The 25,762-nt window shown below is 73.6% G+C and carries 21 protein-coding genes; 11 read left to right on the top strand and 10 right to left on the bottom strand.

Features of this window, described 5'->3' with window-relative positions; all coding sequences use genetic code 11:
* Positions 1-50 precede the first annotated feature (50 nt).
* Both rph and rdgB read left to right on the top strand, forming a co-directional pair.
* Positions 51-776: a ribonuclease PH gene (gene rph / locus ACFOW4_RS26670; RefSeq protein ID WP_377532715.1), complete on the top strand. Its 726-nt coding sequence runs from the start codon at positions 51-53 to the stop codon at positions 774-776.
* Positions 773-1,387, top strand: a complete 615-nt coding sequence (gene rdgB / locus ACFOW4_RS26665) for an RdgB/HAM1 family non-canonical purine NTP pyrophosphatase (protein WP_377532713.1) — start codon at positions 773-775, stop codon at positions 1,385-1,387. Before rph ends, rdgB begins: the two co-directional genes overlap by 4 nt.
* A gap of 31 nt (positions 1,388-1,418) precedes the next feature.
* On the opposite strand, the gene ACFOW4_RS26660 is transcribed toward rdgB, so the two are convergent.
* From ACFOW4_RS26660 to ACFOW4_RS26630, 7 genes are all read right to left on the bottom strand, one after another.
* Complete coding sequence (locus ACFOW4_RS26660; protein ID WP_377532711.1) at positions 1,419-2,645, bottom strand: DUF6891 domain-containing protein; 1,227 nt, start codon at positions 2,643-2,645, stop codon at positions 1,419-1,421.
* 94 nt (positions 2,646-2,739) lie between these two features.
* Positions 2,740-4,278 carry a histidine ammonia-lyase gene (gene hutH / locus ACFOW4_RS26655; RefSeq protein ID WP_377532709.1) on the bottom strand — a complete coding sequence of 513 codons (1,539 nt, stop codon included), beginning with the start codon at positions 4,276-4,278 and terminating at the stop codon, positions 2,740-2,742.
* Positions 4,275-5,465: an imidazolonepropionase gene (gene hutI, locus ACFOW4_RS26650; protein WP_377532707.1), complete on the bottom strand. Its 1,191-nt coding sequence runs from the start codon at positions 5,463-5,465 to the stop codon at positions 4,275-4,277. The genes hutH and hutI overlap by 4 nt, the downstream gene beginning before the upstream one ends.
* A gap of 58 nt (positions 5,466-5,523) precedes the next feature.
* Positions 5,524-6,885 (bottom strand): formimidoylglutamate deiminase, encoded by a 1,362-nt coding sequence (locus ACFOW4_RS26645; protein ID WP_377532705.1) that lies wholly within the window; start codon positions 6,883-6,885, stop codon positions 5,524-5,526.
* Positions 6,882-8,102, bottom strand: a complete 1,221-nt coding sequence (locus ACFOW4_RS26640; protein ID WP_377532703.1) for an allantoate amidohydrolase — start codon at positions 8,100-8,102, stop codon at positions 6,882-6,884. The genes ACFOW4_RS26645 and ACFOW4_RS26640 overlap by 4 nt, the downstream gene beginning before the upstream one ends.
* Positions 8,103-8,113: 11 nt before the next feature.
* Positions 8,114-9,760, bottom strand: a complete 1,647-nt coding sequence (gene hutU, locus ACFOW4_RS26635) for a urocanate hydratase (RefSeq protein ID WP_377532702.1) — start codon at positions 9,758-9,760, stop codon at positions 8,114-8,116.
* Between the two features lie 17 nt (positions 9,761-9,777).
* Positions 9,778-10,629: a MurR/RpiR family transcriptional regulator gene (locus ACFOW4_RS26630; RefSeq protein WP_377532700.1), complete on the bottom strand. Its 852-nt coding sequence runs from the start codon at positions 10,627-10,629 to the stop codon at positions 9,778-9,780.
* Positions 10,630-10,775: 146 nt separating this feature from the next.
* Between ACFOW4_RS26630 and ACFOW4_RS26625 the strand changes: the two genes are divergently transcribed.
* From ACFOW4_RS26625 to ACFOW4_RS26600, 6 genes are read left to right on the top strand one after another with little or no spacing between them, the layout of a single operon-like run.
* Entirely contained in the window at positions 10,776-12,062 is a 1,287-nt protein-coding gene (locus tag ACFOW4_RS26625) for a hypothetical protein (protein ID WP_377532698.1), read from the top strand.
* Between the two features lie 58 nt (positions 12,063-12,120).
* The gene (locus ACFOW4_RS26620) at positions 12,121-13,254 is read left to right on the top strand and encodes a glycosyltransferase (protein WP_377532696.1); all 1,134 of its coding nucleotides are present in this window, start codon (positions 12,121-12,123) and stop codon (positions 13,252-13,254) included.
* Entirely contained in the window at positions 13,241-14,356 is a 1,116-nt protein-coding gene (locus ACFOW4_RS26615; RefSeq protein ID WP_377532694.1) for a glycosyltransferase, read from the top strand. Before ACFOW4_RS26620 ends, ACFOW4_RS26615 begins: the two co-directional genes overlap by 14 nt.
* A gap of 3 nt (positions 14,357-14,359) precedes the next feature.
* A complete protein-coding gene (locus tag ACFOW4_RS26610; protein WP_377532693.1) occupies positions 14,360-15,538 on the top strand; it encodes a glycosyltransferase family 4 protein in 1,179 nt (392 codons plus the stop codon).
* A 50-nt stretch (positions 15,539-15,588) separates the two neighbouring features.
* Positions 15,589-17,325 carry a hypothetical protein gene (locus ACFOW4_RS26605; RefSeq protein WP_377532691.1) on the top strand — a complete coding sequence of 579 codons (1,737 nt, stop codon included), beginning with the start codon at positions 15,589-15,591 and terminating at the stop codon, positions 17,323-17,325.
* Entirely contained in the window at positions 17,322-18,575 is a 1,254-nt protein-coding gene (locus ACFOW4_RS26600; protein WP_377532689.1) for a hypothetical protein, read from the top strand. Before ACFOW4_RS26605 ends, ACFOW4_RS26600 begins: the two co-directional genes overlap by 4 nt.
* 67 nt (positions 18,576-18,642) lie before the next feature.
* Here ACFOW4_RS26600 and ACFOW4_RS26595 read toward each other — a convergent pair whose 3' ends face one another.
* The 3 genes from ACFOW4_RS26595 to ACFOW4_RS26585 form a co-directional block, all read right to left on the bottom strand.
* Positions 18,643-20,025, bottom strand: a complete 1,383-nt coding sequence (locus tag ACFOW4_RS26595) for a glycosyl hydrolase family 28-related protein (protein ID WP_377532687.1) — start codon at positions 20,023-20,025, stop codon at positions 18,643-18,645.
* A gap of 91 nt (positions 20,026-20,116) precedes the next feature.
* Entirely contained in the window at positions 20,117-21,607 is a 1,491-nt protein-coding gene (locus ACFOW4_RS26590; RefSeq protein WP_377532685.1) for a sugar transferase, read from the bottom strand.
* Positions 21,608-21,728: 121 nt separating this feature from the next.
* The gene (locus tag ACFOW4_RS26585; RefSeq protein WP_377532753.1) at positions 21,729-22,697 is read right to left on the bottom strand and encodes an LCP family protein; all 969 of its coding nucleotides are present in this window, start codon (positions 22,695-22,697) and stop codon (positions 21,729-21,731) included.
* Between the two features lie 381 nt (positions 22,698-23,078).
* On the opposite strand from ACFOW4_RS26585, the gene ACFOW4_RS26580 reads away from it, so the two are divergent.
* From ACFOW4_RS26580 to ACFOW4_RS26570, 3 genes are all read left to right on the top strand, one after another.
* Complete coding sequence (locus ACFOW4_RS26580) at positions 23,079-23,810, top strand: class I SAM-dependent methyltransferase (protein WP_377532684.1); 732 nt, start codon at positions 23,079-23,081, stop codon at positions 23,808-23,810.
* Positions 23,811-23,814: 4 nt separating this feature from the next.
* Positions 23,815-24,633 (top strand): MOSC domain-containing protein, encoded by an 819-nt coding sequence (locus ACFOW4_RS26575; RefSeq protein ID WP_377532682.1) that lies wholly within the window; start codon positions 23,815-23,817, stop codon positions 24,631-24,633.
* 102 nt (positions 24,634-24,735) lie between these two features.
* A complete protein-coding gene (locus ACFOW4_RS26570; protein ID WP_377532680.1) occupies positions 24,736-25,737 on the top strand; it encodes an expansin EXLX1 family cellulose-binding protein in 1,002 nt (333 codons plus the stop codon).
* Positions 25,738-25,762 lie beyond the last annotated feature (25 nt).

The raw sequence follows: 25,762 nt of genomic DNA, 5'->3' as shown, positions 1-25,762 counted from the left end.
TCGGGGCACCGGTGGAACCGGCCGGTCGTGGCACCGCATAGGGTGCAGGCATGGCGCGACCTGACGGGCGAATGCCCGATCAACTCCGACCGGTGACACTGACCCGGGGATGGAGCACCCACCCGGAAGGCTCGGTGCTCGTCGAGTTCGGCGGCACCCGGGTGCTCTGCACGGCCAGCGTCACCGAGGGGGTGCCCCGCTGGCGCAAGGGTTCGGGGCTCGGCTGGGTGACCGCCGAGTACGCGATGCTGCCCCGGGCCACCAACACCCGCTCCGACCGGGAGAGCGTCAAGGGCCGGGTCGGCGGCCGGACCCACGAGATCTCCCGGCTGGTCGGTCGCAGTCTGCGCGCCAGCATCGACCTCAAGGCCCTCGGCGAGAACTCGATCGTGCTCGACTGCGACGTGCTCCAGGCCGACGGCGGCACCCGGACCGCCGCGATCACCGGCGCGTACGTGGCGTTGCACGACGCGGTCGGCTGGCTGGCCGCCCGCAAAGCCCTCGCGGGCAAGCCGGAGAAGGTCATGCACCGGTCGGTGGCCGCGGTCAGCGTCGGCGTCATCGCCGGCGAGGCGCGCCTCGACCTCTGCTACGACGAGGACGTGGCGGCCGAGGTGGACATGAACGTCGTCTGCACCGGCACCGGGGACTTCGTCGAGGTGCAGGGCACCGGTGAGGCGGGCGTGTTCGCCCGGGACCAGCTCGACGCCCTGCTCGACCTGGCCGTCGCCGGCTGCGCGGAGTTGGCCGAAGCCCAGCGGAAGGCGCTCTCATGAACAAGATCCTGCTCGCCACCCGCAACCGTAAGAAGCTGGTGGAGCTCCAGCGGATCCTGGACGGCGCGCTCGGCGCGCACCGGGTCGCCCTGCTCGGTCTGGACGACGTCGAGGAGTACGCCGAGCTGCCGGAGACCGGCCTGACCTTCGGCGAGAACGCCCTGATCAAGGCGCGTGAGGGCTTCCGGCGGACGGGCCTGCCCACCATCGCCGACGACTCCGGGCTGGCCGTGGACGCGCTGAGCGGCATGCCAGGCGTGTTCAGCGCCCGCTGGGCGGGCCGGCACGGCGACGACCAGGCCAACTTCCAACTGGTGCTGGACCAGATCGCCGACCTGTCCGACGAGCACCGGGCCGCCTCCTTCGTCTGCACGGTGGCGCTGGTGCTGCCGGGCGGCAAGGAGCACCTCGTCGACGGCCGGCAGTCCGGCCGGCTGCTGCGTGCCCCGCGCGGCGACGGCGGGTTCGGCTACGACCCGATCTTCCTGGGCGACGGGCAGGACCGGACCAACGCCGAGCTGACCCCGGCGGAGAAGGACGCGATCAGCCACCGCGGCAAGGCGCTGCGCGAGCTGGCCAAGCTGGTGGCCAAGGTGCTGCCGCCGGCCTGACCGTCCCTGCCCCGCCGGGCCGGCCCGCCGGTCAACCCAGGTGCAAGGTGGTCAGGTGGCCGCCGAGTTCCCGGACGGCCACCCGGTCCTCCATCGCCAGCGTGGTGAGCACCTGTTCGACTTCGGTCAGGGTCGCGAATCGGCCCACCGAGACGACCGCCGTCGTGTCCAGCTCCTCCACCCACAGCCCCTTCGGCTCCCAGGTGGTCTGCACGCACCCGCCGGACCGGCCGACGCAGGTGAGGAAGTCGTAGCTCAGCGGACGCATCCCGCGCAGCAGGACCAGCACCTCCGCCAGGTCCATCGGCACGCCCCGGTCGGCGCCCCCGACGTGGTCGGCGTTCACCTCCACGAACCCCGCGGGGGTGCGGTCCGGCACGGCGCCCGGTGGCAGGCCGCGCAGCCGCCGGACGAGGTTCGTGCCGTCGTACCGGCCCACGGTCAGCTCGGGCCCACCCGGTTCGGCGTACGTACCCACCAGCGTGTCGCCCTCGCGTCGGACCTCTACCGACCGGCCCGCCCAGCTCAGCCGCACCCGGACGGCGGCCGGCAACCAGGGCAGGTGCAGCGCGGTGAGCCGGCCGGCGGATGCCGGCCCGTCGCCCGGGGAGTGTGGCCCGGCCCAGCCGCCGAGCAGCTCCACGTCGACCTCGACGTCGTCGTCCGGCGTGGGTGGCACGGCGGCGAGCCGGCCCACCCGGCGCCGGCGCCACGCCATCGGGACCTGGATCCGGCTGGCGGTGTCGCCGTTCCAGTGGACGGTCAGCCCCTCGGCGCGCAGCGCGTTCGCCACCTCCGCACCGATCTCCGCTGCCGTCGCGCCGTCGAACGCCCCGTAGTTGACGAAGACGGGCGAGCCGGCCGCCACGCGTTCGGCGTCCTGCCGGTGGTAGAAGGCGTAGCCGCGCGGTTCGATCGTGCGCGGCACGTCCGCGCCGATCTCGTGCACGCCGCAGTTCTGGCAGCAGGTGAAGTCCTCCCGGGCGACCACACCGGCGGCGGTGAGCGCCCGGAACGCCGCGGTGAGCCGGTCGCTGTCGGTCACCTCCGGCCAGTGCGCCTGTTCCGCGAGGTGCCGGGTCAGCTCCTCGATCACCACCGGCCAGGCGCGGGCCTCAATCTCCGCCGGCGACGCCTCGTCCTTCAGGTACGCCACCGTCTCACCGGCGATGGCGGCGGCCGGCAGCTCGGCCAGCGCCACCTGGCGGCGGACGAAGTTCCGGATCTGCTCGTCGAGCTCCTGCTCCTCGGGTTCCACGGCGGCGAACGCTAGCAGCACCCGCCGACAGCGCCGACGAAGGTGCTGCCGCCCGCCGCCTGACCCGCGGCGGACGGCAGCTACCCCGCGGAGGTCAGCCCAGCGGGCCGACCTCACGTTCGATGGCGGCGCGCAGCTCCGGTCCGGCCAGGACGGCGCGCGCCGCCTCCATCACCGGGGCCAGGAACACGTCCGGGCCCGGCTCGCCAGCGAACCCGCCCAGCGCGGCCACGGCGGCCCGGCCGGCCGGCGAGGGCTCCAGCGGGGCCCGCAGCTGCAACCCACGTACGCCGGCGAGCAGCTCCACGGCGAGCAGGCTGGTCAGGTTGTCCAGCACGGTCCGCAGCTTCTTGGCCGCCGCCCAGCCCATCGAGACGTGGTCCTCCTGCATGCCGCTGGTGGGCAGCGAGTCCACCGACGCCGGCGCGGCCAGCCGGCGGTTCTCCGCGACGATGCCGGCCGCCGTGTACTGGGCGATCATCAGCCCGGAGTTCACCCCGGCGTCGGGGGAGAGGAACGCCGGCAGCTCCCGGTTGCGGGCCACGTCGAGCAGCCGGTCCACCCGGCGCTCGGCGATCGCGCCCACCTCAGCGGCGGCGATGGCCAGGAAGTCCGCGGCGAAGCCCAGCGGCGCGCCGTGGAAGTTGCCGGTCGACTCGACCCGCCCGTCGGGCAGCACCACCGGGTTGTCCACCACGGACACCAGCTCCCGGCCGGCGACCGTGCGGACGAAGTCCAGGGTGTCCCGGGCCGCGCCGGCAACCTGCGGGGCGCACCGCATCGAGTACGCGTCCTGCACCGCGTGCGCCAGGTCGTCGCGGTGCGAGTCCATCACCCGGGAGTCCTGCAGCAGACGGTGGATGTTCGCCGCCGACGCCGACTGACCGGGGTGCGGCCGGATCGCGTGCAGTTCCGGCAGGAACGGCCGCTCCGAGCCGAGCATCGCCTCGATGGAGAGCGCGGCGGTCACGTCGGCCATCGCGAACAGGTGCGCCGCGTCGTGGATGGCCAGCAGCAGCATGCCGAGCATGCCGTCGGTGCCGTTGATCAGCGCCAGCCCCTCCTTGGCGGCCAGCTCGATCGGCTTGAGCCCGGCGGCGCGCAGCGCGTCGGCCGCGTCCACCCGCTCGCCGGCCGGGCCGAGCACCCAACCCTCACCCAGCAGTACCAGCGCGCAGTGCGCCAGCGGCGCCAGGTCACCCGAGGCGCCCAGCGAACCGTGCTCCGGCACCCACGGCGTGATGTCGTGGTTGAGCAGGTCGACAAGCGCCTCGGCGACCAGCGGGCGGACCCCGGAGCGGCCGAGCGCGAGGGAGCGTACGCGCAGGAGCATCATCGCCCGGACCACCTCGCGCGGCATCGGGGCGCCCACGCCGGCGGCGTGCGAGCGGATCAGCGCGTGCTGCAGCTCGGCCCGGCGCTCCGGCGCGACGAAGGTGTTCGCCAGCGCCCCGAACCCGGTCGACACGCCGTACACGGGTCGGCCGGCCGCCTCGATGCCGTCCACGATCGCGCGGCTGGTCGCCATCGCGTCGACGGTGGCCGGGTCGAGGGCGACCGTGGCGCTGTCGCGGGCCACGGCGAGCACGTCTGCGGCGGAGATTCCGGTGGGTTGGATGGTCACGATCGTCATTGCGAAACTCCGTTGTGCAGAACCTGGCGGATCAGTGGAACACCGGGCCGGTAGGCCAGATGCAGGTACGACGGCGCGTCGAGGACGACCAGGTCGGCCCGCGCGCCGGGGGTGAGCACGCCGATGTCGTCGCGGCGCAGCGCCCGCGCCCCGCCGGCGGTCGCCGCCCACAGCGCCTCCGCCGGGGTCATCCGCATCTCACGGACGGCGAGGGCGAGGCAGAACGGCATCGACGAGGTGTACGACGAGCCCGGGTTGCAGTCGGTCGCCAGCGCCACGGTGACGCCGGCGTCGAGCAGCCGGCGGGCGTCCGGGTACGGCGAGCGGGTGGAGAACTCGGCACCGGGCAGCAGAGTGGCCACGGTGTGCGTACCCGAGCCGTCGGTGCTCGCGGTGCCGGCCAGGGCGTCCACGTCGGCGTCGCTCAGGTGCGTGCAGTGGTCGACACTGGCCGCGCCCAGCTCCACCCCGAGCTGGACACCCGGGCCGGGGCCGAGCTGGTTGGCGTGCACCCGCACGCCCAGCCCCGCCGCCTGACCGCAGGCCAGGATGGCCCGGGCGTGGTCGACGTCGAAGGCGCCCCGTTCGCAGAACACGTCGACCCATCTGGCGTACGGCGCGGCGGCGGCCAGCATCGGACCGCAGACCAGCCCCACGTAGTCGTCCGGGCGATCGGCGTACTCGGCGGGCACCACGTGCGCGCCGAGGAAGGTGGTCTCGGAGCTGGTCTCGGCGGCGATCCGCAGCGACCGGGCCTCGTCGGCGACAGTCAGCCCGTACCCACTCTTGATCTCCATGGTGGTGGTGCCCTGGCGCAGCGCCTCGCCGCGCAGCCGGCGCACGGTGGCCCGCAGCTCGTCGTCGGAGGCGGCCCGGGTGGCGCCGACCGTGGTCCGGATGCCGCCGCCGGTGTAGGGCTCGCCGGCCATCCGGGCGGCGAACTCGGCGGCCCGGTCACCTGCGAAGACCAGGTGGGCGTGGCTGTCCACGAAGCCCGGCAGTACGGCGGCCCCTCCGGCGTCGATCCGCCGGTCGGCGGCCGGCGCGTACGCCGCCGGGCCCACCCACGCCACCCGCCCCTCCTCGACGAGCACCGCGGCGTCCCGGCGGATGCCCAGCGGTCCCTCGCCGGGGCCGTTGGTGACCAGCTCCCCGATGTTGTCGACCAGCAGACTGCTCGCGCTCACGCGGTGCTCTCTTTCGTTCGCGACTGCGGGGCTCGCAAACCCGGCTCACTCCTCGCGCTCACGCGGATGTCACCGCCTCGATGGAGGCCGCCAGCTCGGCGGGTACGTCCACGGTCAGGTGCCGGCCGTCGGCCACCACCACCCGGCCGTCCACCAGCACCTGGTCGACGTCGGCCGCACCGGCCGCGAAGATCGCGCCCACCGGCGGCACCCCGGCGGTGCGGGCGCTGTCCAGCCGTACCGTGACCAGGTCGGCGCGGGCACCGACGGCGATCCGGCCGGCGTCGTGCCAGCCCAGCGCGGCGTGCCCGGCGGCGCTGGCGGCGGCCAGCAGCTCGTCGGGGGTGAAGTGGCCGCGCCGCCGGGTGCGCAGCCGCTCGTCCAGCTCCACCGCGCGGGCCTCCTCGAAGAGGTCGATCACGGCGTGGCTGTCGCTGCCCAGGCTGAGCGGGATCCCCACGTCGGCCATCCGCCGGGCCGGGCCGAGCCCGTCGGCGAGGTCGCGTTCCGTGGTGGGACAGAGGCACACCCCGCTGCGGCTCTCCCCGAGCAGCGCCAGGTCGCCGCTGGTCGGGTGGGTCGCGTGCACCGCGGTGGTGGCCGGGCCGAGCACGCCGTGCTCGGCGAGCAGCGCGGTGGGGGTACGCCCGTGCACCGCCCGGCACTCGTCGTTCTCGGCCGGCTGCTCGGAGAGGTGCACGTGCAGCGGTGCACCGCGCTCGCGGGCCCAGTCGGCGACCGTGCCGAGCTGCCCGGCGGGCACCGCGCGCACCGAGTGCACCGCCGCGCCGAGAAGGACGTGCCCGTCCTCCGGCCGGAACGCGGTCGCCCGCTCGGCCCACCGGGTGGCGTCGCCGTCGCCGAAGCGCCGCTGCGGCCCGGCCAGGGGGCGCCCGTCCACACCCGCGGTCAGGTAGCAGGTGTCCAGCAGGGTGAGCCGGATCCCGGCGTGCGCGGCGGCCTCGACCAGCGCCGCGCCCATCGCGTTCGGATCGTCGTAGCGGCCGCCGTCCGGCCGGTGGTGCAGATAGTGGAACTCGCCGACGCAGGTGATCCCGGCCAACGCCATCTCGGCGTAGACCGCCCGGGCCAGCGCCAGGTAGGCGTCCGGGTCGAGGCGTGCCGCGACCGCGTACATCCGGTCCCGCCAGCTCCAGAAGTCGCCCCGGCCGTCGTGGGTGCGTCCCCGCAGCGCCCGGTGGAAGGCGTGCGAATGCGCGTTGGCGAGCCCGGGCAGGGTCAGCCCCGGCAGCCGGGTGGCGTCGCGCAGCACCTCGACCCCGGCGGTCGGGCTGCCGCCGCCCACCAGTGGCGTGACGACGCTGATCCGCCCGTCCTCGACCTCGATCAGCACGTCGGGCGTCGGCTCGGCGTGCGCAGGCAGCCAGGCGTACTCGGCGAGCCACCGGGCGGTGGTCATCGGCAGGCCAGCTCTGTGAGCACCCGGGCCAGCGCCCGTACCCCGGCGGCGCAGTCCTCGTCGGCGGCCGTCTCGGCGGGCGAGTGCGACACCCCGGTCGGGTTGCGAACGAAGAGCATCGCGGTGGGCAGGTGCGCCGCGAGCACGCCGGCGTCGTGCCCGGCGCCGGTGGGCAGCACCGGCGCGTCGAGCAGCGTGGCCAGCCGTCGGGCCAGCCCACCGTCGAAGGCCACCAGCGGGGTGGCCGACTCCTCGGTCAGTGTCACCTCGGTCCCGTCCCGGCGGGCCCGCTCGGCGACCTTGGCGTGCACCGCGTCGACCAGCCCGGTCAGCGTCTCGGGCTCGGCCGCCCGGGCGTCCAACCAGCCGGTCACCCTCGACGGGATCGCGTTGGTGGCGTTCGGTTCGACGGCGACCCGGCCGACGGTGGCGTGCGCCCCGCGCAGCCGGGCCTCCTTGTTCGCCGCGAGCACCGTGAACGCGTAGGTCAGCATCGGATCGCGGCGGTCGGCCATCCGGGTGGTACCGGCGTGGTTGCCCTCGCCGGTGACGTCGAAGCGCCAGCGGCCGTGCGGCCAGATCGCGCTGGCCACCGCGACCGGCGCGTCCACGTCGACCAGTGCCCGGCCCTGCTCGACGTGCAGCTCGACGAAGGCGCCGAGGCGGCCCAGCAGGTCCGGCCGGGCGCCCGCCGGCCGGTCGCCCAACGCCTCGGCGAAGCTCACCCCCGCGGCGTCGCGCAGTTCGGCCGCGCGCTCCGGCGCGATCGCCCCGGTGAGCAGCCGCGACCCCAGGCACGGTACGCCAAAACGAGCCCCCTCCTCCTCGACGAACGCGGCGACGAGCACCGGCCGGGTCGGCGTGACGCCCGCGGCGCGCAGCTCGTCCACGGCGAGGAACGCGCTGACGATGCCGAGCGGCCCGTCGTACGCCCCGCCGTGCGGCACCGAGTCGAAGTGGCTCCCGGTCAGCACCGCGTCGCCGGCCGCCGGGTCGCCCCAGACGGCGAAGAGGTTGCCGTTGCCGTCCTCGACGACCGGCATGCCGCGCCGGTCGGCCTGGGCCCGGAACCAGTCGCGCAGCTCCAGCTCGGGTCCGGTCAGCGCGTAACGCAGGTAGCCGCCGCTGCCGGCGTCCCGCCCGACCGGCGAGATCTCGTCCCACAGCGTCCGGAACCTGTTAGGAAGGGACCCTTCCCCTACATCAGGCGTTAACAAGGGGCCCTTCCTTACTCTGCCATCGGGATGCGGACGCCGGTACGCTCCGCGACGTCGCGGGCGTCCTGGTAGCCGGCGTCCACGTGTCGGATCACGCCCATCGCCGGGTCGTTGGTGAGCACCCGCTCGATCTTCTGGCCGGCCAGGGCTGTGCCGTCGGCCACGCACACCTGCCCGGCGTGGATCGACCGGCCGATGCCCACCCCGCCGCCGTGGTGGATGGACACCCAGGAGGCGCCGCTGGCGGTGTTGACCAGCGCGTTGAGCAGCGGCCAGTCGGCGATCGCGTCGGAGCCGTCGGCCATCGCCTCGGTCTCCCGGTACGGGCTGGCCACGCTGCCGCAGTCCAGGTGGTCGCGGCCGATGACCAGCGGCGCGGACAGCTCACCAGAGGCGACCATCTCGTTGAACCGCACACCGGCCTTGTCCCGCTCGCCGTAGCCGAGCCAGCAGATCCGCGCCGGCAGGCCCTGGAACGCGACCCGCTCGCCGGCCATCCGCATCCACCGGGCCAGGGACTCGTTCTCCGGGAACAGCTCCAGGATGGCCCGGTCGGTGGCGGCGATGTCCTTCGGGTCGCCGGAGAGGGCCGCCCAGCGGAACGGGCCCTTGCCCTCGCTGAACAGCGGCCGGATGTACGCCGGCACGAAGCCGGGGAAGTCGAACGCGCGCTCGTACCCGGCGAGCTGAGCCTCGCCCCGGATCGAGTTGCCGTAGTCGAAGACCTCCGCGCCCGCGTCCTGGAAACCGACCATCGCGGCCACGTGCCGGGCCATCGACGAGCGGGCCCGGTCGGTGAACTCGGCCGGCTTCGCCGCCGCGTAGTCCCGCGCGTCGTCCAGCTCCACCCCCACCGGCAGGTACGACAGCGGGTCGTGCGCGCTGGTCTGGTCGGTGACGATGTCGATCTCGATGCCGCGCACGAGCAGCTCGGGGAAGACGACCGCGGCGTTTCCGACCACGCCGACGCTCAGCGCCCGGCGGTCCCGCTTGGCGGCGAGCACCCGCTCGACGGCGTCGTCCAGCGAGTCGGCCACCTCGTCGAGGTAGCGATCGCGGGCCCGGCGCTCCAGCCGGCTGCGGTCAACGTCGACGATCAGGCAGGCGCCGCCGTTCATGGTGACCGCGAGCGGCTGCGCGCCGCCCATTCCGCCGCATCCGGCGGTCAGCGTGAGGGTGCCCGCGAGGGTGCCGCCGAACCTCTTCGCGGCGACCGCCGAGAACGTCTCGTAGGTGCCCTGGAGGATGCCCTGGGTTCCGATGTAGATCCACGACCCGGCGGTCATCTGCCCGTACATGGTCAGGCCGAGCTGCTCCAGCCGGCGGAACTCCGGCCAGGTGGCCCAGTCACCGACCAGGTTGGAGTTGGCCAGCAGCACGCGGGGCGCCCACTCGTGGGTCCGCAGCACCCCGACCGGGCGGCCGGACTGCACCAGCATGGTCTCGTCCTCGCGCAGGTCGGTGAGCGTCCGGACCAGCGCGTGGTACGACGGCCAGTCCCGCGCGGCCTTGCCGGTGCCGCCGTAGACGACCAGGTCCTCGGGGCGCTCGGCGACCTCCGGGTCGAGGTTGTTCATCAGCATCCGCAGGGCGGCCTCCTGCTGCCACCCGCGGGCGGTGAGCTGGCTGCCCCGTGCGGCACGGACGGGCTGGGTCATCTCTGATCTCCTCCGGGTCAACTGAGGAACAACTGTCGGCGGGCCGCGGAGGCTTCGAAGGCCTCCAGTCGGCGTTGGGTGTCGGCCGGCGTGGCGTCGCAGATGGCCTGCAACAGCACCATGGCCAGGGCCATCGGGGCGGTGTGCAGGTCGAAGACGAGCTGGGCGCCGACCGCGGCGGGCAGCACCACGTCGGCGTGCTCGGTGGCCGGGCTGACCGGCGAGTCGGTGATCGCCACCACGGCCAGCCCGGCGGCGCGTGCCTCGCGCAGCGCGTCCAGCGTCTCCCGGGGGTAGCGGGGGAGCACGAAGGCCAGCACCGCGGACGCGCCGGCCTCGGCGGCCTGCTCCAGGCGGTCGGTGAGCAGGCTGCCGCTGTCGTCGAGCACCCGAACGTCCGGGTGCACCTTGGCGGCGAAGTAGGCGAAGTACGCGGCCAACGGCGCGGCGGCCCGCAGGCCGAGCACCGGCAGCGGCCGGCTGGCGGCGAGCAGCCGACCCGTCTCGGCGATCCGGTCCCGGTCGGCGAGCTGACCGGCGAGCCGGTCCAGGTTGCTCATCTCCCCGCGTACCGCCTGCTGGAGCTCGTTGCCGGCGCCCGACGGACCGCCGGGTACGGCGGTGGTGAGGTCGCGCAGCCGGCGGCGCAGCGCCGGGTAGCCGTCGTGGCCGAGCGCGACGGCGAACCGGGTGACCGACGGCTGGCTGACGCCGGCCAACTCGGCCACCTCGGCCGCGGAGAGATACGCGACGGCCGGGGCGTGCTGCACGAGGCAGTGCGCGATCCGGCGTTGGGTCGGAGTGAGCCGGACCCCGTCGAACAGGTCCAGCACCCGTTCGACCGACGCCCCGTTGGCTCCTTCATTCACGCCGTGACTCTATGCATGAAAACTTTCAGTCGGCAATAGGTCGCGTCGACGCACCCGTCCCGCCCAACTGTCGTCGGCCGACCGGCGGGCGGCCCACACAGCGCCGGCTCTGTAGGATCCGCACGGCGGTTGAGCGGAGGAGTGGCATGCAGCCGGAGAGCCCGTACAGGTACACCCACATGTTGGGCGCGTGTCAGGTGGGAAAGGCCTGGGCCGCAGTGGACGGGCAGGGGCACTTCGCCACCGTGGCCGTGTTGGACGGGGTCGCCGCTTCCGACCAGCGCTGGCGCGAGGCTTTCGGTAACGCGGCCCACGCGCTGGCGCAGGCCAACGGCGGTCACCAGTACGCGGCCGTCGACCTGTCGGCCGCCCACCCCTGGGTGGCCTACCGCGCAGACCAGGGGAACGCGCCGCAGCGGCTCTTCCAGAGCCTCGGCCTGGACTACCAGCCGGTGCCCGACCTGCCTGTCTCGGCCCCGCCCTCGTCTGCCCCTCCCTCGTCGGCCCCTCCCTCGTCGGCGCCGCCGGTGTCCGGCGTCCCGCAGCAGGTCAGCGGACCGCCGAAATCGGTCTCCGGTGCGCCCGAGCTGGTGAACCACATGCCACAGTTGCCCTGGGCGGTGCACACCGACCCGGTCTCCGGGCAGCCGGTGTCCGCCTCACCGCAGCCGGTCTCCGCCGCGCCGACCCCACCCGTGGCGGCGCAGGGCCAGCCGCCCGCGATCGCCAGCGCCCCGGTGCCGTCGTCCCAGGCCGCGTACGATCCGCTGAGCGGCACGGGCCGGCGGATCGCCCCGGTGCAACGCGAGCCGAAACGGCCGGGCTGGGTCTGGCCGGTCGCCGCACTGGTGCTCGCCCTGGTCGCCGGCACCGCGGGGTACTTCATCGGTAGCGCCGGCGGCGACGACGCGCCCTCGGCCTCGCCCTCGGCCAGCGCCTCCCTCTCGCCGTACGAGGCGACGCAGTTCTCCATCAACAAGACCAAGTTCGACGGCAGCCTCACTGCGCTGGCGGAGCCCTGGCTGGCCGAGGCGGGAGGCTGCGCCGTCGACACCGAGGTCGGGGGGCCGAAGCTGCCGGCGGACGAAAAGCGGCACGTCTTCTGTCGCTACGGTGGCGCTTCCCTGCACTTCGCGCTCTACCAGGGCAAGGCGGAGAAGGACGCGGCGCGCGCCTACCGCCAGCAGCTCAACCTCGCTGGCGGCGCGCTGGCGCCGGGCCTGCGCGAGGCGACCCGGACGGTCGGTGGAGTGACCGGCGCCCCCGGCAGCTACGTCGAGTACGCCTTCAAGGGCGGGGACGAACGGACGGTCTGTGGCGTGTGGTGGGACCGCGACGACGTCGACGGCGCCTTCTACCTGGAGACCCTGTGCGAGGCCGGTATCGCGGGCAACTGGGACGCGATGCGGGACCTGTGGCGCCGCAACAGCTGACCATGTCCTGGGACGGCCGTACGTCCGGGACGTCGAATGTCGACGTGAGCGAGGAACATTGACTTCGTTGGACGATGTCCGGCCGGCCGTACCGCCGTCGGCATCAGCGCCGCTGCTCGCTGACCGCTCCGTCGCGGTCGTGCACGAGTGGTTCGGTGCCACGGGCGGATCGGAGAACGTGTTCCTCGCCATCGCGGACCTCGTCCCGCACGCGCGGCGCATCGTGCTCTGGGCGGACCGGGACGTCGAGGTCGAGCGTCTCGGCCTGCACGAGACCTGGCTGGCCCGCACACCGCTGCGCCGCAGCAAGGCCCTCGCGCTCCCCGTCATGCCCCTGGCCTGGCGGACCGTCGGTGAGGAGCAGTACGACGTGGTCATCTCCTCCAGCCACGCCTTCGCCCACACCGTCCGGCTCGGTCCGCCGGAACGGACCCGGCACCTGAGCTACGTGCACTCGCCCGCGCGCTACGTCTGGAGCCCGAACTTCGACGGCCGGGGCTCCGGGGCGCTGCTCAGCGGCCCGCGCCGGGCGCTCCAGTCGATGGACCGCCGGTTCAGCCGGCACGTGCACGCCTACGCCGCCAACTCCCGCGAGGTGCAGGAGCGGATCCGGCGGTTCTGGAAGCGCGACGCGGTCGTGATCCACCCGCCCGTCGACGTCGAGTACTTCGCCGCGGCACCGCCCCAGGCGGCTCGCGACTACCTGCTGGGCGTGGGGCGCTGGATCCCGTACAAGAACTTCGACCTGATGATCGAGGTGGCCGCGGAGGCCGGGCTACCCTTGGTGGTGGCCGGTTCCGGGCCGGAGGAGGCCCGCCTGCGTCGACTCGCGGCCGCCGTCCGGGTGCCGGTGACCTTCGAGGTACGGCCCTCGCGGGAGCGCCTGCGTGAGCTCTACGCCGGTGCCCGGGCGCTGTTGTTCCCGGCGCACGAGGACTTCGGCATCATCCCGGTGGAGGCTCAGGCCTGCGGGACCCCGGTGATCGGCCTGAACAGCGGTGGCCTGCTGGAGACGGTGGTCGACGGCGAGACGGGCTTCCTGCTCGGCTCGATGCGGCCCGGTGACCATGCCGCCGCCGTCCGCCGTGTCGACGAACTGGACCCGGCGCGCATCCGGGAGCACGCGACGGCGTTCTCGCCGCAGTGGTTCCGCACCCGGATGAGCGAGTGGATCGCCGATGAGACCCGCTGACACGATCGTCGACTGCAGCGGGGTCGGCCCGGGCGGAATCACCCGCGTCCTCAGCGAGGTCGTGCGGCACTGGCCGGCCGGGCAGCGGCTCCGCCTCGTCGCCGTGCCTCCGTCCTGGGAGCCGCCGACCGGGTCCGGTGCCGAGGTGACGGTGGTCAGCCGACAGGCCCCGGATCGCGCTCGTGCCGTCGCGTCCGCCACCACTGCGCTACGGCGGGTGACCGGCGAGGCCCGGCAGGAGGCGGCCGGCGCCCAGGTGCTCTCACTGAGCCCGTCGGTGGCCCTGGTCGGCAGCCAACTGCCGGTCACCACCGTCGTCCACGATCTCGCCTTCCGGCTCTGGCCGCACGACCTGTCGACGTCGGTGCGGCAGTACCGTCGGGCCAGCTACGCGACGGCGATCAACCGGTCCCGGCATCTGCTCTGCGTCAGCGCCCGCACCCGTCACGACCTCCTCGGGCTCTACGGTGTGCCCGAGGAGCGCAGCACGGTCTGGTACCCGGGTAGCGACGTGCACGTCGCACCCGGCGCGCTGCCGCCGGAGCTCTCGGCCCGCACCGGCGGGGTGCTCCCGTACCTGCTCGTCGCCGGGCATGCGGCCCACAAGGGCGTCGAGCTCGCCGTCGAGGCCCTGGCCGACCTTCCCGACCACGTGCTCGCGGTGCTCACCGGCGGCCAGCGGATCACGCGGTTCGCCGACGCCGTGGCGGCGTCCCCGGCGGCCGACCGGGTGCTCCTGCTCGATCGGCTCTCCGACGCCGACTACGCTGCCACCGTCGCCGGCGCCGCGGCCTTCCTGATGCCGAGCCACTTCGAGGGGTACGGCCTGCCGGCCGCCGAGGCACTGCGGCTGGGCACCCCCACCGTCATCTCGCCCGACCCCGCCCTGCTCGAGGCGACCGATGGCCGAGCGGTCCGGATGACCACGTGGACGGCGTCCGCTTTGGTCCGGGCGGTACGCGAGGCCATCGGCGGCACCCGGCCGGCGGCGGGTGCGGCCGGCCGCTCCTGGCGGGAAGCGACTGCCCACCTGGCCGAGTTGCTCGCCACCGACCTCGATGCCGACGCTCGCGTGGCGTCCCAGCCCGGAAAGCAGGCCTGACCAGTGCGGATCGCCATGGTGCACTCGTCGTTCGCGATCCGCGGCGGCGCCGAGCAGTACGTGCGGGACCTGTCCGGGGCCCTCGCCGAGCGCGGCCACGAGGTGCGGGTCTTCAGCCGCCCGTCGCCGCACAGCCTGCCCACCGACGCGCCGGTCGAGACCCGCGTCTCGGCCCGCCTGGGTGGTGTCGACCCGCGGCTGGGCAAGGTCCTCACCCACCTCGGCGACCTGGCCGACCCGACCGGGCTCCGGCTCAGCGCCCTGCGCGACTTCGCGCCCGACGTGGTGCACGTGCACAACTGGCAGGGCCTCGGTGTCCTGCCCGTGGCACGGTTGGCCCGAACCTGGCCGACCTGCCACACCGTCCACGACTACGCCGTCTGCGACCCGAACAACAGCCTCGCCAACCAGGGCCGTTCGGACCTGACCGACCGCCTTTTGCGCGCGCGGTCCGCCTGGCTGGTTCGGCAGATGCGCGAGGTGTCGATGCTGTGGCCGGCCGCGCGCACCCGGGACATCGCGCAGCGTCACCTCCCGTCCGGGTCCACGCTGAGCGGGACGGTCGTGCCGCTCGCCGTGCCGGCCACCGACGCCCCGGTGTCCTGGCCGGCCGGTGACCCGGCGGTGTTCCTGTTCCTCGGCGCGCTCAGCGACCACAAGGGCATCGGCCTGCTGCTCGACGCGTGGCGGGACGTGGCCGGGGTGAACGGTGCGACGCTGCTCGTGGGCGGGGACGGCCCGCGCCGGGCCGACGTCGAGGCAGCGGCGCGGGAGTTGCCCGGCCTCGAATACCTGGGCTTCCTCGACGCCGAGGGCAAGGAGGCCGCGATGGCGCGGGCGGGGTGGCTCGTCTTTCCCAGCCAGTGGGCCGAGAACTTTCCGATCTCGTGTGTCGAGGCGCTGCGGGCCGGTCGTCCGATCATCTCCAGCGAGGTGGCCCGGCCACCGATGGCGTCGGAGGAGTCTGTGCTGATCTTCCGGACCCGGTCGGAGCTGACCGACACGCTGCGGCGGGCCGCCAACACGTCCCGCGCCGACTACGCGACGATCGCGGCGGCCGCCGACCGGGACGGGCGCGAGCTGGACTGGGACCGGCACGTCGACGCGGTCGTCGGCGCCTACACCGCGCTGCGCGCGGGGGACGCGGTGCGACGCCGACGCGTCCCGGCACCCCGACGATGACCGCCGGCCGGCGAGCGGCGCGGTCGCCGGGCCCGATCCGGTGGCGCACCGTGAAGTTCCTGCTCGTTGCCATCGCCGCCGTGCCGGTGGCCGCCGTGGTGTGCGGGCTCGCCGGTCTCCCGCCGCTCCTGCCGGTCTTCGTCGTCGCGCTCGTGGCGCTCGCCGTGTTTCCCGTGCCGGGCCTCGCCTACGTGTTCGTCGTGCTGAACGCCCCGCTCGGGTTGCGTCACGCCGGCGTGGAGGGGGTCGTCGGGGATGCCTTCGGAGGGCGCGAGTACGCCCTCGGGCTCTCCGCAGCGGCGGTGGCGGGCGTGCACGCCCTCCGTTGCGTGCTGCGCGGCGGCTGGAGCCGCAGACAGGTCGCCGGTGGTGTGGCGGCAGTGGTCGTGCTGGGCGTGTGGAGCCTGATCGGGGTAGCTCACCATGGGCCGGCGCAGACCGTGGCCGGGCTCCGGCTGACCCTGCTGCCGCTCCTGCTCCTCCTCGCTCTCGTGGGTCTGCGCGGGTCCGGGGTGACCCGGGTCGTCACCGTGGCGGCGTGGCTGCTGATGGCCAACGGCGTGGCCACCATCGCCGAGCTGATCATCGGGCCGGCCCAACTGGTGCAGTGGGGGTTCGAGGAGGGGCGAGCGGTCCGCTACATCGGTGACACCTTCCGGGCGCCCGGCCTCACCGAGTTCAATGCCGAGCTGGGGATCCTCGCCGGCGCGTACCTGCTCGGGTACGTGGCGCTCTGGCTGACGTCCGGCGGCCGGCCCACGCGCTGGTCGTGGCACGTCGGTGCGGTCGCGGCCGTCGTCTGCCTCGCGCTCAGTACCTCCCGTTCCGGTGCCCTGCTCGTGGTCGGCGGGGTGATCGCCGCCGCCGTGGGCAACCGGTCCGGTGGCGCGGCCGCCCGCCGCAGGGCCCGCCTGGTCGGACTCGGCGTCGTGGTGTGCGTGGCGGCCGGCTTCGTGGCCGTCGGTGCGACCGGGGCGCGCAGCCTCTTCCAACGCTTCGAGGTCTGGTCGGTGCTGCTCGACGGCGACCTTCCGCTCTGGGGCCGGGGCATCGGTGCCGCCGGAGCGGCGACCGTGTCGCGGGTCGCCCAGGGCGAACAGATCTTCGTCGACAACTACTTCGTCAGCGTGGCCCTGCAGTACGGACTGCCGATGATGGTGGCACTCCTCGGCGGGATCGGATACCTGATGCTCCGGCTCTGGCAGCGCGCGTCCACGCGTCCCTCCGCCGTGCCGCAGCTCGCCGTCCTGACCGGCTTGGCCGGTGCGTTCCTGGTGATCGAGGCCTGGGAGTACACGGGCGCGACGATGTGCCTCGCGGTCTTCGTCGCGTACGCCGTCCACCTGGATCCGCTGCCACTGCGGCAGATCGACACGGGTGCGGCGGCGCGACCGGCGCCCGCGGTCCCGCCCGTCGTCCACCCGCCGGTACGGCCACCACAGCGGCGGCCGGTCGACGCCGACACCGTGGTGCTCCCGCGGGTCGATGCGGAGACGGTGGTGCTGCGGCGTGTCGACGCGGACACGGTCATGCTCCCGCCGCAGCGTCCGGCCCGGCGACGCGACACACCACCGGCGCCTCCACCTCCCCAACCGCCGCAACCCCCGTGGACGCCGTCCCCGGCTCGGCGCACGCCGCCACCGCCACCGCCACCGCCACCACCGCCGCCGCCGCTGCCGCCGCCACCGCCGCCCTACTCGCGGCACCGGTCCGCAGACGACGAGAGCACCGCCTTCATCCCGCCGGTCCGGCCGACCCGCCGGCCCTCCGACCACCACGGGAGATGATCGTGCCCGTCCTCTCCACCGCGCTGCTGCGGCTGCAACGGTCACAGATCTCCGTGCAGGCGCTCACCCGGCTGTCGAGCGTGGCGCTGTTCCTCTACGCCTCCTGGGCGGACCACGAGCGACTGGCTCTGGTCGCGCTGCTGGGCACTCTGCTTGCCATCCCCTACACGCTGATGGAGGCACTGGTCGGCCGGCCGCTGTCGGCGGGAGTCGTCCCGGAAGACTGGAACCTGGAGAGCTGGGCGCGGCGGGTCTCCGCGCTCGTGGCGCTGCCGGTCGCCGCCGTGGCGTTCCTGTCGGTCTCCGTGGCGCTGCCGCACAGCAGTCTCACCGACCGGTTGTGCGTGATCGCCCCGGTTCTTCTCCAACTGCCGGTGGAGGCGATGTTCTGGGCCTGCGCACGAACCCGCTCACCGGGTGGAGCCAACCTCATCCCCCAGCTCACCGCCCTCGGCACCCTGGTGAGCGGCGTGGTCCTCCTCGCCGCCGACGTCCGCGTCGACATCGCCGCCGTGCCGGCGCAGCTCGCCGTGCTGGCCTGGGTGGCCCTGCGGCCCCGGGCGGCCTCCGCCGGTCGGGTCCGGCCGAAAGCCCGGGAAAGCCTGTCGGTCGGCTCGGTGTACTGCCTGGCCGCGCTGGCCGACCTCGCGTACACGATCGCGTTGCCGTCGGTGGCCGGCGCGGCGGCGGGGCAGACCGCGGTGGTGGTCCTGCGGGCCCTGGACCTCGTCTTCGGTCCGTTCCACGTGGTGCTCTCCGCCAGCACCCGGGAGGACATCGTGGCGGGCCGGGACGTTCGCTGGCGCACCCTCACCCGAGGGCTGACGCTCGTGGCGTGGCTCGGCGTGTCGGGGGTGGTCCTCGCCAGCGAACAGCTGCGCCGGCTGCTCGCCGCCGACCTCGCCGCCGTGGGCATCGCCGTGGTCGCCGGATACTGCGCTTACAAGCTGCTGCTCACGTTCTCCACCTGGCTGTCCGTCCGCCACATGATCCAGGCCCGTCCGCGCCGATACCTGGTGTCCGCCATCGGGTCCCGACTCATCGCGTTCGGTGGGGTCGCGGTGGCGCTCGGCTGGGCCGCCGGGGTGTCCGACCTCGTGTTCCTACTGCTGCTCTGCGAGGTGCTGGTAACGGCGTGGTTCCTGGCGAGGATGCGGGGCACGCCCACTGAGCAGGCACCCCTGGAGGCGCGGCCGGACGGGCACGTCGGCGTACACCGGGCGGCGGGGGCGTCCGCGACCCGCGTCTGACCGTCGCGGCAGCGCGGCCCGCCGGGGCACGCACCGGCGGGCCGCCTCCGGCACACCGCCGAGACCGTCAGGGTTCGGTGGCCATCACCTGGACGGCGCCGCTCGGGAAGAGCGCGCACAGTTGGGTCCGGCCACCGACCTCGCGGGCGAAGACGCGGACGCTCCCACCCGACGGCCGGTCGGGAGTCGGCTGCGACCGCAGGTCGAAGGCGGGGCGTACGACGAGGTTGTGGTCCGGGTCGCCGAGCCCCTGGACGATCTCCACCTGGGTCGACGGCGCCGGCTGCCCGATCCAGCCGCGCCCCGTACCCGCGATGCGCCGGCCGCCCTCCGCGAGGGCGCCGGGCTGGAACATGCTGACCCGGACATTCGACAGGCCCCGGTCGGCGCCGAAGTCGACAGCCGCGGTCCCGCAGTTGACGATTCTGCTGTCGACGACGCAGCCGGACGGCTCCTCCGGCTGCGTCCCCGGCGCGAACTGCACCCCGATCTCCGGGTTCGGATGCGCCTCGTTGTAGCCCAGCACGAACCCGCCGATCCAGCGGCAGTCGCTGCGCGAGATGCGTACGCCCACCCCGCCGTTGAGGTCGGCGTAACAGTTGACGCACCCGACGCTGGTCGCGGCCAGGTCGAACGCCACGTTCTGCCGGATGCCCCACGCGTGGCAGTTGACCATCTGCGTACCCGTCGAGTCTCCGGCGACGCGGAACCCCGCACCCGCGTTCTCGAAGGCCACGCAGTTGAGGAACATCGAGTCGTGCGGGCCCTGGAAGGCGATGCCGTGCCCGTCGTTGTCGTGGGAGCGCAGGGCGGTGAGGCGGGCCTCCATCTGGTGCGAGGGAGCGGCCAGGGCGGCCGTCGGGCCCCACTCGCTGACGACGCCGTCGTTGCGGCAGTTGAAGACGATCACCTCGGTGATCTCGTAGCCGTACCCGTACACCCGCAGCCCGTAACCGCCGTCCGGGTTCTGCTCCTTGTTGCCGTCGAGGGTGAGGTCGCGGAGGCTGAACAGCGTGATCCCGCCCTCGGAGCGGGTGCCGGTCAAACCGCCGAACCCCTCGGACTCCAGGATCGCCGAATTCGCTCCGGCCCGGAGCCGCAGGACCGTCGTGTCCCCACCGGAGCCACGCAGGTGCACCCGGGACCGCAGGGTCAGGCGCCGGGTCAGGTAGACGCCGGGCGGCAGGTGGACGATCCCGCCGGTCGGGCGTACGGCGTCCATCGCCGCCTGGAGGGCCTTGGTGTCGTCGGTCGCGCCGTCGCCCGTCGCCCCGTGGTCGCGGACGTTGACGACCCGGCCGTCGCCCGGGGACGAGAGACCGTTCGCCGCCGCGGCGCCGCCCAGCGCCGCGGTTCCCACACCCGCCGCGACCGCCCCACCCCGGAACAACGCGGATCGGCGGCTGACGACCCGACCGTCCGGTCGTGCCGCGCTGCCCTCGTGGGCCATGGGTCCCCTCCCAGTGACACGGTGGACGGACGATGATCCCACGCCGCGCCACCGCCTGGACAGCCGGTGCCGCGGTCGGACGGGTACGCCGTCAGCGACCGCCGGCCCGGAAGACCTCCGCGACCGTCCGGAGCAGCACCTTGATGTCCAACCAGGGTGACCAGTTCTCGATGTAGTAGTTGTCGAACCGAGCGCGGTCGGAGATCGGAGTGTCCCCGCGCAGGCCGCTGACCTGGGCGAGCCCGGTGAGGCCCACCGGTACCCGGTGCCGCATCGCGTACGTCGGGTACTCTGCCGAGAACTTCTCCACGAAGTACGGACGCTCGGGCCGGGGGCCCACCACGCTCATGTCGCCGCGCACGATGTTCCACAACTGGGGGAGCTCATCCAGGGAGGTACGTCGGAGCAGCCGGCCGACCGGGCCGACCCGCTTGTCGTGGGCGATGGACCAGTTCGTCTGCGACTCGTGCTCGTTCACCGGGCGCATCGACCGGAACTTGATGACCTGGAAGGGCTTGCCGTCCCGGCCGATCCGCTCCTGGTGGAAGAAGATGCCACCACGGCCGCCGCTCTCCAGCAGCACCGCGACGGCGCACAGCAGCATCACCGGACTCAGCAGGAGCAGGGACACCGTCGCGAACGCCACGTCGAACGCCCGCTTCAGCGCCCAACGCGGCCCGGACAGGGTGGTGTCACCGATCTTCACGACCGGGATGGCGCCGATGTGGTCCGGGTTGCCGGCGGCCGAACGGGACCCCCACAACCGAGGAACGGCCCACAGGTCGCAGGCCGCGCTGCGCGGCTGGCGGAGGACCTCCATCACGGTCGACTCGGAGCTGGCCGGATCGGCGAGGATCAGCACGTCGCACCGTTGCAGCCGGACGAGGTACTCCAGGTCGTCCAGGCTGCCGGCCAACTGGAGCCCCGCGCCCCGCGGCACGGTGTCCACACAGCCGACGAAGCGCAGCCCGTACTGCGGGTAACGGCGCAGCAGCCGCGCCAGCTCCACCCCGATCGGGCCGCCCCCGATCACGATCGCGTTGTGCTCCACCCACCGCCGCCGGCGGGCCGTCATGACGAGGGTGCGGGTCAGTGCCCGGCCCAGGATGACCAGCGCGGCGGAGACGAGTACGCCGCGCATGAAGTCGGTCAGGTACGAGGCCGAGTCGTGCCGGGTCGCCGCGATGATGGCGACGATGGAGGCGGCGGCCAGCAGCCGTCCGGTCAGACTGGGCAGCTCGTCGAGGATGCTCAGGTGCCGCCGCGGCCGGTAGAGGCCGCCGACGGCGAAGATCGCCACGGTCAGGCCGGTCATGGCCAGGGTGCCGCGCCAGTAGCGCTCGGTGAGCAGCAGCGGCACCATGAGGGCGGCCACGTCCACCGGCACGGCGAGCATCCAGGCCCGCAGCGGGTTGGTCCGCTTGGAAGCGCGAGAACTGGCGTACGGCAGGACCGTGGTGGTGCCCAGATTCTGGTGGTCGTCGACGATCGGTGCGTTCTGATGCTGATCGACGTGGCGCGGCGCGAACGCGCCGTCAGGCGCATCAGCGACGACTCTCGTCGATGTCGAATCGCTCGACATCAATTGGTGTTCCTCCCCGTGATGCCACGGTGGCACGAATGCCTGCCGGGCGATCGCAGAATATGGCCGCGCCGACCCGGTCACCAGGGCCGTAAGGATGATTCCGACGTGAACCTGTGGATCAGGAGGTGGGCTGGAACGCGGTGATCTCGTCGACCGAGTCGCGCCGCACCGCATCGAAGAGTGTACGTGCCTTCGCGGTGTCCGCGAGCACCACGCTCTCGGTGCCGATGCGGCCCGTGCCCTTCGTCGGGCAGGTGTAGAAGCCGAGATTGCCGCTGCGCAATTGCCGCAGCTCCGTGGCGAGGTCGAGGATGGACAGGGACCGGTCGACCGACACCGAGTCGGCGGTGGCCTTGATGAAGGCGTTGAGCTTGCCCGGGTTGGCCAGGGTCCCGCCGGAGGAGGCCTTGTCCAGGATCGCCTTGATCACCTGCTGCTGGTGCCGGATCCGGGCGAAGTCGCCGTCGGCGAAGGCATACCGCTCCCGGGCGTAGTCCAGCGCGGTGGCCCCGTCGAAGGTCTGGCGGCCGGCCTGGAAGGTCCGTCGGCTGTCCGGGTTCAGCGAGTGCGTCGAGGTGAACCCCTTCTCGACCGTGACGTCGATGCCTCCGAGGGCGTCCACGATCTCCTTGAAGCCGGCAAAGTCCACCATCGTCACGTGGTCGATCCGCACACCGGTGAACTTCTCCAGCGTCTGCACCATCAGCGGAACGCCACCCCAGGCGTACGCGGCGTTGATCTTCGCGTCCCGCCCGCCCCGCGTGCCGTCCTTGGACCGCGGCACGGGCACCCAGGTGTCTCGGGGAATGGAGATGAGTTGCGCGCTGGAGCGGTCCTTCGGCAGGTGCGCCAGGATGATGGTGTCCGTGCGGGAGCCGCCGGTGTTCTCCGGGTCACGAGTGTCGCTGCCGAGGATGAGGATGTTCATCGCACCCTTGGCCTTCTCGGTCACCTGTGGGCGCTCGGCCGCCGGCACGTCCTCGAACGCGTCCACCCGCTCGATTCCGGACTCGACCGACCGGACGTAGAGGCCCCCAGCCACCAGGCCGGCCCCGCCCAGCAGCGCCACCACCAGGAAACTGATCAGCGCCACTCGACGCCAACGGCGCTTCCGCGGCGGTCGTTGCCCCTCGGCCGGCGACCCGCTGTCGTGCCCAGGACCGAACATGCCCGGCATCGGATCAAGGTTCTGCTGCGCGCCTGCCATGGGCGGGATGCTACTGACCACCCGCACAGCGCGGGGACCCTCCTCCGAACGGTCCCCGAGGGCTGACCGTCACGACGCCCGGCCCCGCCGGACGGATCGAAGGAGGAGAAACGATGAGGTCTCCACCACGGGAACCCCGCGCCTGGTACAACGTCATCCGTGGATAGAGTCACGCTCCGACGGGCCATCGCGCGCACCCCACTCGCACCCGTCGCTGCCTTTCCCAAACGACTGGCCCGGGTCGCCCGCCACGACGCTAAGGTGCTGCGGACCTCGGTCCGGTGGCTGGTCACCTCGCGGGAACACCACAACTACACCTACGACCTGACCACGCTCAGCCGCCACCACCTGGCCTGGTTCGTGAGCGTGGTCTGCGACCGCCCGGTCAGCCAGGTCCGCGCATGGTTCGACGAGATCGAGTCCGACCAGCCGCTGCGGCAGCACATCGAGCAGGCCACCGCGGGCTCCGCCCGGCGCGGGCTGGCCGACCGGCAGGTCCGCTACGCCCGCCGCATCGGCTGGTACGCCTTCGTCCGGGCCGCCCGGCCGGCCCACGTCGTGGAAACGGGTGCCGACAAGGGACTCGGCAGCTGCGTCCTGGCCGCCGCTCTGCTGCGCAACGCGCAGGAGGGACACCCGGGCCGGCTCACCTCGCTGGACATCAACCCGGAGGCCGGCTACCTGGCCCGCAGCACCCCCTGGTCCGAGGTGGTCGACCTGGTGATCGGCGACTCCATCGCCTCCATCGGGGCGCTGGACCGACCGGTCGACCTCTTCCTGCACGACAGCGACCACAGCCGCGCCCACGAGCGGCGCGAGTTCGAGGCGGTGCAGGCCAAGCTCGCCCCGGGCGCGATCCTGCTCACCGACAACGTCACGGCCACCAACGTCCTGGCCGAGCACGCCGAGCGCACCGGCCGACGGTTCCTCGCGTACCGGGAGAGCCCCGCCAACCACTGGTACCCCGGGGACGGCATCGGCGTGGCATGGTGACCGGGTGCGGCTTGCCTCGATCCACACGTACCCCCTGAAGGGCTGCCACCGCGTCGACCACGACGCCACGCTGGTGCGGCCGTGGGGCCTGGCCGGCGACCGGCGCTGGATGGTGGTCGACGACGCCGGTGTCGGCGTCACCCAGCGGGAGGCGACCGGTCTCGTCGGGGTGCGCGCGGTGACCCGCGACGCTGGCCTGCTGCTGCGCGCCGACGGCCGCCCCGACCTGCACGTCCCCGAGCCGGAGGGTGCCGACCCGGTGCCCGTCCGCACCTTCGGCAACCGCAAACTGCCGGTCCCGGCGCTGCCCGCCGGCCCGGCCGCCGACGAGTGGCTGGGCGCGCTGCTCGGCCGATCGGTGCGGCTGGTCTGGCTGGCCCGACCCACCCGTCACCTGGCCGCCGACGACCGACCCTACGACACCGGCGACCAGGTCAGCTTCGCCGACGCCTACCCGCTGCTGCTGGCCAACAGCGCCTCGCTGGACGCCGTCAACGACTGGCTCGCCGAGGCCGACGAGAAGCCGGTCCCGATGACCCGGTTCCGGCCCAACCTGGTCGTGGACGGCGCGCCAGCCTGGGCCGAGGACGACTGGGCCGGCCGGACACTGCGCCTCGGCGAGCAGCGGTTCCGCGCCGCCGGGCCGTGTGACCGCTGTGTGGTGACCACCATCGACCAGGAGACCGGGGTACGCGGGAAGGAGCCGCTGCGCACCCTGGGCCGACACCGCAACGTGGCGCGGAAACTCCTCTTCGGACTACACCTCGTTCCGCTCGACACCGGCCCGCTGGCCGTGGGTGCCCCACTGGTCGTCGAGTCCTGAGAGCTGGTGCCGCAGCGCGCCGGTCACCGTCCGTGGACGGTGTCTTAGCTTTGGCTTAGTGGCCTTGTCCGGCCGAGCACGGGTCCGGCAGCATCGACCGGCGTGACGGACGGAAGCGCTCCCGGCGGCATCGACATCGACCTCGACCTGCACCGGACCCCCGACGAGCCGCCCGCGCCCCGAACCGGCCCGGCGCCCTGGCTGGTCGCCACCGGCGTCACCGTCCTCGCGGCGGTACTCGGGCTGACCCTCACCCTGCGCTCCGGATCCACCCCGGCCTGCGCCGCCGGCCTTCCGCTCGCGGCCGCGCCGCCCACCGGCACCGCCACGCACGACGGCAAGGCCACCTTCTACGACTCCAACGGCGCCGGCGGAAACTGCTCCAACCCGGCCGCCCCCGCCAACCGGCTCTACGTCGCGCTGGGCCCCGACGAGTACGCCGCCGGCGCCGCCTGCGGCGGATTCCTCGACGTCACCGGCCCGAAGGGCACGGTCCGCGTACTGATCACGGACCAGTGCCCGGAGTGCGTCCCCGGCCACCTCGACCTGTCCCGGGAGGCGTTCGCCCGGATCGCCGACCCCGTCCGCGGCGTCGTTCCGGTCCGCTACCGCGCGGTGGTGAACCCGCCGCTGCCCGGCCCGCTCACCTTCCGGATCAAGGAGGGGGCATCCCAGTGGTGGTTCGCCGTGCGGGTCGGCAACCACGGCAACCCGCTGCGCGCCGTCGAGGTCCGGCAGCGTGACTCCGGCGGATGGCGACCGGCGGTTCGGCAGGACTACAACTACTGGCTGATCGCCTCCGGGGCCGGCCCCGGACCGTACAGCGTGCGGGTCAGCGACGTGTACGGCCACCGGGTCACCGTGGGCGGCGTACGGATGGCCCCCGGTCAGGTGCAGACCAGCGTCGTGCGCATGTACGAGCGCACCACGGCGACGGCCGCCCCCCGTCCGTCCACACCGGCGCGCTCGCCCGCGGCCCGTCCCGCCGGTACGCCCACGAGGGTCCCGCCCAGCCGCGCCCGGGAGGCGGCGCCGGCCGGCGCGCCGGTCGAGGCGGCGGCCAGTCGGCCGGCCGGAGCGGCGGCCCGCTGGTGCGCGGGCTGACCGGTCCGGTACGCCGGTCGGTCGG

It is taken from the genome of Micromonospora sp. GCM10011542, assembly GCF_042650685.1.
Lineage (GTDB): Bacteria > Actinomycetota > Actinomycetes > Mycobacteriales > Micromonosporaceae > Micromonospora.
This window is presented reverse-complemented; position numbering and strand designations above follow the sequence as displayed.

Excerpts from the sequence above, each read along its gene's own strand:
- rph (WP_377532715.1), top strand. The coding sequence starts at position 51 with ATGGCGCGACCTGACGGGCGAATGCCCGATCAACTCCGACCGGTGACA.
- rdgB (WP_377532713.1), top strand. The coding sequence starts at position 773 with ATGAACAAGATCCTGCTCGCCACCCGCAACCGTAAGAAGCTGGTGGAG.
- hutH (WP_377532709.1), bottom strand. The coding sequence starts at position 4,278 with ATGACGATCGTGACCATCCAACCCACCGGAATCTCCGCCGCAGACGTG.
- ACFOW4_RS26645 (WP_377532705.1), bottom strand. The coding sequence starts at position 6,885 with ATGACCACCGCCCGGTGGCTCGCCGAGTACGCCTGGCTGCCTGCGCAC.
- hutU (WP_377532702.1), bottom strand. The coding sequence starts at position 9,760 with ATGACCCAGCCCGTCCGTGCCGCACGGGGCAGCCAGCTCACCGCCCGC.
- ACFOW4_RS26625 (WP_377532698.1), top strand. The coding sequence starts at position 10,776 with ATGCAGCCGGAGAGCCCGTACAGGTACACCCACATGTTGGGCGCGTGT.
- ACFOW4_RS26615 (WP_377532694.1), top strand. The coding sequence starts at position 13,241 with ATGAGACCCGCTGACACGATCGTCGACTGCAGCGGGGTCGGCCCGGGC.
- ACFOW4_RS26600 (WP_377532689.1), top strand. The coding sequence starts at position 17,322 with ATGATCGTGCCCGTCCTCTCCACCGCGCTGCTGCGGCTGCAACGGTCA.
- ACFOW4_RS26595 (WP_377532687.1), bottom strand. The coding sequence starts at position 20,025 with ATGGCCCACGAGGGCAGCGCGGCACGACCGGACGGTCGGGTCGTCAGC.
- ACFOW4_RS26590 (WP_377532685.1), bottom strand. The coding sequence starts at position 21,607 with ATGTCGAGCGATTCGACATCGACGAGAGTCGTCGCTGATGCGCCTGAC.